3 protein-coding genes and 2 rRNA genes are annotated in these 9,254 nt (G+C 47.7%); all 5 read right to left on the bottom strand.

The genetic code is table 11. The annotated features are described in order from the left end of the window. Window positions 1-50: 50 nt before the first annotated feature. Window positions 51-1,916: an ABC transporter ATP-binding protein gene (locus tag ACUUJN_RS11820; protein ID WP_053325359.1), complete on the bottom strand. Its 1,866-nt coding sequence runs from the start codon at window positions 1,914-1,916 to the stop codon at window positions 51-53. Beyond that, complete coding sequence (locus ACUUJN_RS11815) at window positions 1,891-3,786, bottom strand: ABC transporter ATP-binding protein (RefSeq protein WP_028541395.1); 1,896 nt, start codon at window positions 3,784-3,786, stop codon at window positions 1,891-1,893. Before ACUUJN_RS11815 ends, ACUUJN_RS11820 begins: the two co-directional genes overlap by 26 nt. A gap of 216 nt (window positions 3,787-4,002) precedes the next feature. Next, on the bottom strand, window positions 4,003-4,827 hold the full coding sequence (locus ACUUJN_RS11810) for a thioesterase II family protein (RefSeq protein WP_028541396.1): 825 nt from the start codon (window positions 4,825-4,827) through the stop codon (window positions 4,003-4,005). A gap of 956 nt (window positions 4,828-5,783) precedes the next feature. Next, a 5S ribosomal RNA gene (rrf, locus tag ACUUJN_RS11805) occupies window positions 5,784-5,900 on the bottom strand. 152 nt (window positions 5,901-6,052) lie between these two features. Next, window positions 6,053-8,977: ribosomal RNA gene (locus ACUUJN_RS11800) — 23S ribosomal RNA — on the bottom strand. Between the last annotated feature and the right edge of the window lie 277 nt (window positions 8,978-9,254).

The raw sequence follows: 9,254 nt of genomic DNA, 5'->3' as shown, positions 1-9,254 counted from the left end.
CCGTCTCTCTCCTCGCAAAATAGATATTGGTAAAAAGGACATTCGCATATTTATGCGGTTTGTTCCTCGGGATGCTTTCGAAATTGAAGCTCATACAGCTCTGCATAATGACCTCCCTCGGCAAGGAGCTGATCATGGGTACCCTGCTCTTTCAGTTCGCCATCGGCAAGGACACAGATCGTATCCGCCCGTTCAATCGTAGACAATCGATGGGCAATAACTAATGTCGTACGATCCTTCATCAGCTCATTTAAGCCCTGCTGGACTTCATATTCCGATTCTGCATCCAAAGCCGAGGTCGCTTCATCCAACAGCAAAATCGGTGCATTTTTGAGCAAAGCACGGGCAATTGCGATCCGCTGTCTTTGACCGCCGGACAAATTGGCTCCGCGTTCACCGACAATCGTGTCGTACCCCTCTGGCAGCTCGCCTATGAAGCCGCTGGCATAGGCTGTTTTGGCCGCAGCCTCTACTTCTTCATCCGTGGCAGCCGGTGAGCCAAAACGGATATTATCCGCTACTGTACCGTGGAACAGCGTAGCCTCCTGTGGTACATAGGCCATTAAATCCCTGACCTCATCCAACGGAAATTCTTCTGCCAAGCGACCACGAACCCGCAGCACACCTTCGTCCGGTGGGTAAAATCCCAGCAACAGCTTCATGACTGTGCTTTTGCCACCACCACTCGGGCCGACAAGCGCGGTTACCTGCCCTTCTGCCACGACCAAGTTTAACCTTTGCAGCGTTGGATGGTCAGGCTGATAGCCAAAGGTGATGTCGTGCAGCTCCAGCGCAGCCGGAGTCTGTTCAATGGCGTGGTCTGTACGCAAGGTCTCAACATCGCCATAGAATCCCCCAGATTCACGGGCTGATAAAGCTGCCGTCTCGGGATCGATAAGCCTAGTCAGCGGTCCCTTCTTTTTAGCCGCGGGGAACTGCTCCTCTTCCTTCGACTCATCCAGAATTTCGCGAATACGCGCCAAGCCTGCCAAGGAGTTTTGTAACAGTGTTACAGCCGCCCCTAGCTCCAAAAACACCGTTGAAATACCGGTTTGCAGCTGCACAATCTGTCCCAATACCCCCAGTTCCATTTGCTTCTGCGATACCAGAATCAATCCGGCGACAAGCACACCGCCCAGCGTGATGAACTCTATGACAAAATTGCACATATCCTGCAAGCCCATATGACGTCCCTGCCGAATGCTGATGCGGTTTATGTCCTCGCTTGCATCGTTACAAAGTCCACCTACCTTTGTCCTCAACCCAAACAACTTCACCGTCTGCAAACCGGAAAGCAAATCACTCAATCGTTCCGTGAACCTGCTCATCCGTCCCTGTAACTCTTCACTCGTCTTTCGCATTTTCTTCGCGAAATGAGCGTTTATCCAGGCTGAAGCCAGCCCAAGTAAAACCGCCATAATCCCAAATCGCCAATCCAGAACCATCAAAATGACCAACGAGCCCAAGAAAAGCGAAATTTCTAGTATAATCGAGCGGATATGAACGGTGTAAGCCTGCTCCAGCGCCTGTACATCGTTCGTCATACGGGATACAAGATCACCCGAATGGTGTTTTTCGGCTTTTTCGTACGATAGCTTGACAATGTGGCCAAATAGTTTCATTCGTACATCGGCAATCGCCAGCTTTACACACCGTTTATACATATAGCTGCACAGGGGGGAAATAAGACTTAATGCCAAAAATGTACCACTGACCAAATAGACCGCTCGGTATAGCTCCTGTACATCGCCATTAACCGCAAAATTCAGCAAATAATGCACCACGAAAGAAAGTAAAATCGTGATGCTGGCATTGGTCAGACTATTGCCAACCAGCCCGGTAAAATACCATTTTCGATGCGGCTTCATCAGGGACATCAACTGCTTAAATTCATAAAACCCCTGCTTGAAGGTCACGACGCTCACTCCTTTCCTCAGGCAACGAATTACCGTTTTCCGCCGTATGCTGTTCTTCTTCAAAATTTTTCAAATACAGCTTTCGGTACACACCATCACGACCTAGTAATTCCTCATGAGAACCCGATTCCACAATGCTCCCCTGATCGAGTACAATAATACGGTTCGCCTGACGTACGGTTGACAGTCGATGAGCAATGACCAGTACCGTCCGGTTTTGCATTACCGCATTCATCGCATTCTGCACCTGAGCCTCCGACTGACTATCGAGTGCTGAAGTCGGCTCGTCCAATAAAAGCAGCGGAGCATTTTTCAGTAATGCTCTTGCTATAGAAATACGCTGTTTTTGACCGCCAGACAATCCGCCTCCCCGCTCGCTCAACAGGGTTTCATAGCCCTCGGGAAGTTGAACAATAAAATCATGCGCATGTGCCGCTTTCGCCGCCTCGACAATTTCTTCCCGAGTCGCCTCCAGACGTCCATATCCGATATTTTCTGCAATGGTGGCCGGAAAAAGCGACGACTCCTGAGATACCATCGAAATATGACTGCGCAGGCTTGTTAAATTCCAATCTGTCAAACTCTTTCCAAATAGTTGAATGGTTCCGGCATGCTCTCCAGGTTCATTAAATCCGCAAAGCAGCTTGAAAATCGTGCTTTTACCGCCACCGCTGGCACCGACAATCGCCACCATATCCCCTTGCCCTGCCTGGAAGCTGATATCCTTCAGCACTGTGTTCCCTTCATCGTAGCCAAAGGTCAAATGCTCAAAGCTGACTACAGCAACACCATCAACGCCATCATCGCTTTCTGCTCCGCCTTCACTCATTCGGTTGGCTTCCCCATCTGCATCGTCTTCCAAATGAGGCGCCCTATTCTCTCGCCTCTGATCTACCAAGGTCATTTCGCCGTCCTGACGTTCATTCTGCCAATCCAGCACCTCAAACAAATGCTTTGCGGCTCCACCCGCTTCCTTCATTTGCGAAATGATTGTCGGCAGCATGGCAATCGGCTGTAATATGAACGAAATCAGGTATAAAAAAAGTACTATGCCTCCAGCATTCAGCTCTCCATGTTGTATCAGGTATCCTCCGTATACAATGACCAAAATAATTGGTGTTGCCAGCATCATCACACCTACTGGAGTAATGGCTGCATAGCGCTTTTCTAGCCTTAAGCCGCGCTTGACGACCTCCTCCATAATCACCATATACTTCTTCAACAGCACAGCTTGCATATTGAATGCCTTGACGATAGGGATTCCTCCGATTGCATCTTGCCCCACAGCGTTCAAATGAGCAATTTTCTCCTGAAGATCTGCGGAATATTTTTCAATCGGCTTGCTCATTAGTGATGTTATGATCATTCCTATTGGCATGAGCGCAAGACTTGCCAATATCAGTTTCCAGCTTGTCAGTAAAAGCAATATGAGTGATGCCGTAAACACAAGCGGTAAATAAAACAGATTGGAAAACTGCTGGATAAAAAAGTTCTGTAATACTGCCGTATTATTGGTTAGACGGGATACCAAATCTCCGGTAAATTTCCTTTCCACGCTGGAAACCGGTAAATCGCAAAACTTATGTACGAGATCGCCTCTCAAGTCGCGCAGAGCACTAACACTAAAACGCGCTGAAGCGTACCTCATCACAAACTTACAGGGCATTCCAATTAGCGTCATCCCAACAACCAGATAGATCATGTTCTGGGTAGAGGAGAATGTCCCCTGTGCCATTTGCTCAATAGCCTTACCCAAAATAATGTCAATAGCTGCCAAACACAAGGAGGCGATCACCGTTATGAAAACCCATAGATTATACGGCCTTACATAACGTGCGAGTCTCCGAAAAGCAGAATTTGATCGAAACAAGGGCATCCCTCTTTTCGTTGCCCACACTTTTTCAGTGCGAACTTTTTATATTGGCTGTGGACGTCGTTGAGATAAACTCTGGGTTTGGATGCATGAGTATCCGTACAGAATAAAATGCGATTTTGAACTATGCTGGAATTTGCATCTTGTTTGTGGGTTGGTTGTCGATTGTTGCTGAGATGGTAATAACGAAGTGTATCGTGATGTGTGGGACATTCAACTCTGTCTGAATCGTGGTTGTAGGGTGCTTGTGTTGTAAGCTGTATGAGCTGCCGCCGCGTGGGCCATCGGCGAGGATGTAGAAAGAATGTTCTCGACTGCGCTCATAACTTCTTGTTCTTGTTCATGGATGAAAAAGTGATTACCTTCGAACATCTGAACATCCATAGGTGATGTCGTATGCTGTTGCCAGGCATGGAGTGAATCTGTGCTAACCTCAAAATCCTTCATTCCGCCTAAAACGGTCATCGGACATACCAGTGGATTTCCCGGCTGATAAACATAAGTTTCACATACCTTAAAATCTGCACGCAGACGAGGCATAATAATTTGCATCAATTCTGCATTTTGCAGCACCTCTTCAGGTGTTCCCTGCATCAAACGAAGCTCTTCGGTGAAAGAATCGTCTGCTAAATCATGGAGTCGTTTTTTGGAGTATGGAAGATGTGGTGCGGATTTACCAGATATGATGATATGCACAGGTAGCTTTCCAGTTTTGCTGTACAACTGTCGTGCTGTTTCAAATGCAATCAGTGCACCCATACTGTGCCCAAAAAAAGCGAACGGCTTATGCATGTATGGGGCCATAGCGGGAATCAACGATTGAACGATGTCCTGAAGAGTATCCATTGGAGCTTCTGTTGAGCGGCTTTCACGTCCTGGAAGTTGTATAGGCAACACGTTAATATCAGGCGCGAACCTAGACTTCCAAGAGTTAAATATGTAAGCGCCACCACCAGCGTAGGGGAAGCAAAATAGTTGGAGCTTCGCAGTCGGTTGGACCTCTGTTTTTGCGAACCAAGATTGTGATCGAGTTGTCAAATGAATTCCTCCATCCTCTATGCAGTTCATAATTTTACAGTAAATCCTTATATCTCTTTTTTTCTTCCAACACTTTCTAACTGTTTTTAAATATACAAACTTTAAAACCGCTTGGCATGGGACAAAAGGGCTAAATTGATGGAGCTCATAAAAATAAAACAAAATCCATATTATGTTATTTGTTTCCAAACTTCAAAAGCAACAATTTCACTTTTTGTATTAGTTATCTGTCAATCATGATCTGTTAATTTAGTTTAAAACGAAATTTTTGGTTTTCACGAATTTTGTAAAACTAAACTCATTATGATTTACATTGAAGCTCCAACCCCTTATCCTACAACAATTTTATCTTTACATGCCATTAACATAAATGTAACAAATTCAACCTGATATCATCCGACAAATTCCGCCTTTTTCCGCAACTCTCTTTAACCTCCTAAATAATGGATTGAATTTGTATCAAGCTCACATAAGCCAAAATTAATAACTCTTTAATTTTGTAATAAATATTGTTATTTCATAGTCCTAAAGGACCATATTTTGCATATTTTTTTCTGACTCTTCGTCTAAAAAATTCAGTTCGGATTGAGTTTTTCTCTCCCAAAGCTATGAATTTTCTTTTCAAACTCTAATAGAAACGTTTCTATCTCGCTTCAAAAGTACCTGTTCTCTAGAAATTTATAGCCTTACTTTTAATCTTCCCCCTCAAAAAACAGTAACGGCAAACAGCAAGGCTCCCTGTTGTTGGAGACTTGCTGCTTTATAAATTTCATTATGTTTGACTTCACTATCGGTCGATATGCAGAGTGTTGTAAGCTTTATTGTAGTTATCCCCCAATCATATTAATTTAGTGGAATGGAGTATATGTATGGGTTTCTTGTATATTTTCCAAAACGCGAAAGCCTTATGGTATACAAAAAGAGCACAGCCCATTAAGGCTGTGCTCTTTAATCTTGCTTGGCGACGTCCTACTCTCCCAGGACCCTGCGGTCCAAGTACCATCGGCGCTGGAGGGCTTAACGGTCGTGTTCGGGATGGGTACGTGTGGAACCCCTCCGCTATCGCCACCAAACATGAATTTGCTATGCAAATTCTATCGTACGGTTATTCGGTTCATCACTTATCGTGTGAATGAATAGCCATGCGCTTATCATATGTCACTTGTACATACTTTCAAGGTTACACCCTGAAAACTGGATCCGAAACTTATTTGCGTTTTATTCTTAGGATAAGCCCTCGACCGATTAGTATTGGTCAGCTCCATGCATTACTGCACTTCCACCCCCAACCTATCTACCTCGTCGTCTTCAAGGGGTCTTACTAATTGGGAAATCTCATCTTGAGGGGGGCTTCACGCTTAGATGCTTTCAGCGCTTATCCCTTCCGTACATAGCTACCCAGCGGTGCTCCTGGCGGAACAACTGGTACACCAGCGGTACGTCCATCCCGGTCCTCTCGTACTAAGGACAGCTCCTCTCAAATTTCCTACGCCCACGACAGATAGGGACCGAACTGTCTCACGACGTTCTGAACCCAGCTCGCGTACCGCTTTAATGGGCGAACAGCCCAACCCTTGGGACCTACTTCAGCCCCAGGATGCGATGAGCCGACATCGAGGTGCCAAACCTCCCCGTCGATGTGGACTCTTGGGGGAGATAAGCCTGTTATCCCCAGGGTAGCTTTTATCCGTTGAGCGATGGCCCTTCCATGCGGTACCACCGGATCACTAAGCCCGACTTTCGTCCCTGCTCGACTTGTAGGTCTCGCAGTCAAGCTCCCTTCTGCCTTTGCACTCTTCGAATGATTTCCAACCATTCTGAGGGAACCTTGGGGCGCCTCCGTTACTCTTTAGGAGGCGACCGCCCCAGTCAAACTGCCCACCTGACACTGTCCTCGCACCGGATTACGGTACCAAGTTAGAACCTAGATACGATCAGGGTGGTATCCCAAGGATGCCTCCTCTCAAGCTGGCGCTCAAGATTCAACGGCTCCCACCTATCCTGTACAGATCGTACCCAAATTCAATATCAAGCTGCAGTAAAGCTCCATGGGGTCTTTCCGTCTTGTCGCGGGTAACCTGCATCTTCACAGGTATTAAAATTTCACCGGATCTCTCGTTGAGACAGCGCCCAAGTCGTTACGCCATTCGTGCGGGTCAGAATTTACCTGACAAGGAATTTCGCTACCTTAGGACCGTTATAGTTACGGCCGCCGTTTACTGGGGCTTCGGTTCATAGCTTCGCCCGAAGGCTTACCACTCCCCTTAACCTTCCAGCACCGGGCAGGCGTCAGCCCGTATACTTCGCCTTGCGGCTTCGCACAGACCTGTGTTTTTGCTAAACAGTCGCTTGGGCCTTTTCACTGCGGCCCCCTCGGGCTATTCACCCTACCGAGGCACCCCTTCTCCCGAAGTTACGGGGTCATTTTGCCGAGTTCCTTAACGAGAGTTCTTCCGCGCGCCTTAGAATTCTCTTCTCGCCTACCTGTGTCGGTTTGCGGTACGGGCACCTTCTCCTGGCTAGAGGCTTTTCTTGGCAGTCTGAGATCATGACCTTCGCTACTACAATTTTCGCTCCCCATCACAGCCCAGCCTTACGATGTGCGGATTTGCCTACACACCAGCCTCACTGCTTAGACGGACATCCATCAGTCCGCGTCACTACCCTACTGCGTCACCCCATCGCTCATAACGGATTACGGTGGTACAGGAATTTCGACCTGTTGTCCTTCGACTACGCCTATCGGCCTCGCCTTAGGTCCCGACTTACCCTGAGCGGACGAACCTTCCTCAGGAACCCTTAGGCTTTCGGCGGATCTGATTCTCACAGATCTTTTCGTTACTCATACCGGCATTCTCACTTGAATGCAGTCCAGCGCTCCTTACGGTACACCTTCAACCCGCATTCAACGCTCCCCTACCCCTGATGCAAGCATCAAGCCATAGCTTCGGTGGTGTGTTTAGCCCCGTTACATTTTCGGCGCAGAGTCACTCGACCAGTGAGCTATTACGCACTCTTTCAATGGTGGCTGCTTCTAAGCCAACATCCTGGTTGTCTGTGCAACTCCACATCCTTTCCCACTTAACACACACTTGGGGACCTTAGCTGATGGTCTGGGCTGTTTCCCTTTCGACAATGGATCTTAGCACTCACTGTCTGACTCCCGGAACTAAATCTATGGCATTCGGAGTTTGACTGAGCTTGGTAACCCTTGCGGGCCCCGCACCCAATCAGTGCTCTACCTCCACGATTCTTTTTTCCGAGGCTAGCCCTAAAGCTATTTCGGGGAGAACCAGCTATCTCCGGGTTCGATTGGAATTTCTCCGCTACCCCCACCTCATCCCCGCATTTTTCAACATGCGTGGGTTCGGGCCTCCAGTGCGTGTTACCGCACCTTCACCCTGGACAGGGGTAGATCACCCGGTTTCGGGTCTACGTCCACGTACTCATTCGCCCTATTCAGACTCGCTTTCGCTGCGGCTTCAGCTCTTCACCTTAACCTTGCACGGGAACGTAACTCGCCGGTTCATTCTACAAAAGGCACGCCATCACCCATAGATCGGGCTCTGACTTCTTGTAAGCACACGGTTTCAGGATCTATTTCACTCCCCTTCCGGGGTGCTTTTCACCTTTCCCTCACGGTACTGCTTCACTATCGGTCGCCAGGGAGTATTTAGCCTTGGCAGATGGTCCTGCCGGATTCATACGGGGTTTCACGTGCCCCGCACTACTCGGGATCCGTCTCGGAGAGAACAAGTTTTGAACTACAGGGCTTTTACCTTCTCTGGCGGGCCTTTCCAGACCTCTTCATCTAACCGGTTCCTTTGTAACTCCATGTGAGACGTCCCACAACCCCAAGGAGCAAGCTCCTTGGTTTGGGCTAATCCGCGTTCGCTCGCCGCTACTGACGGAATCACTATTGTTTTCTCTTCCTCAGGGTACTTAGATGTTTCAGTTCCCCTGGTCTGCCTCTATTCTGCCTATGTATTCAGCAGAAAGTGACTGTCGATGAAGACAGCCGGGTTTCCCCATTCGGACATCCCCGGATCAAAGCTTGCTTACAGCTCCCCGAGGCTTTATCGTTGTTCGCCACGTCCTTCGTCGGCTCCTGGCGCCTAGGCATCCTCCGTGTGCTCTTTGTAGCTTAACCTAGTATTTACATGGTAAATACGATTCGCTTTGAATTTCGGTTCAACACTTACGTGTGAATGAAACTCAAGGCAGCTACCTTTATTTCACTTGTTTACACAAGATCAGCTTAAAGGAATATTCTAAAACGCAATTTCGTTTCGGTATCCAGTTTTCAAGGTGCAATTCGCTTCTTCGAAGCGAAACCCGATGAATATTTCGGTTCCACACGGATGTGTGAATGAAACATTCGTCGAAGCTTGAGAGTTTGAGCTCTCAAAACTGAGCAACGAGTGAGT

Source organism: Paenibacillus sp. LRG-1, assembly GCF_057220305.1.
Note: the sequence above shows the minus strand (reverse complement) of the source record. Positions and strands in the feature narration are given on the sequence as shown.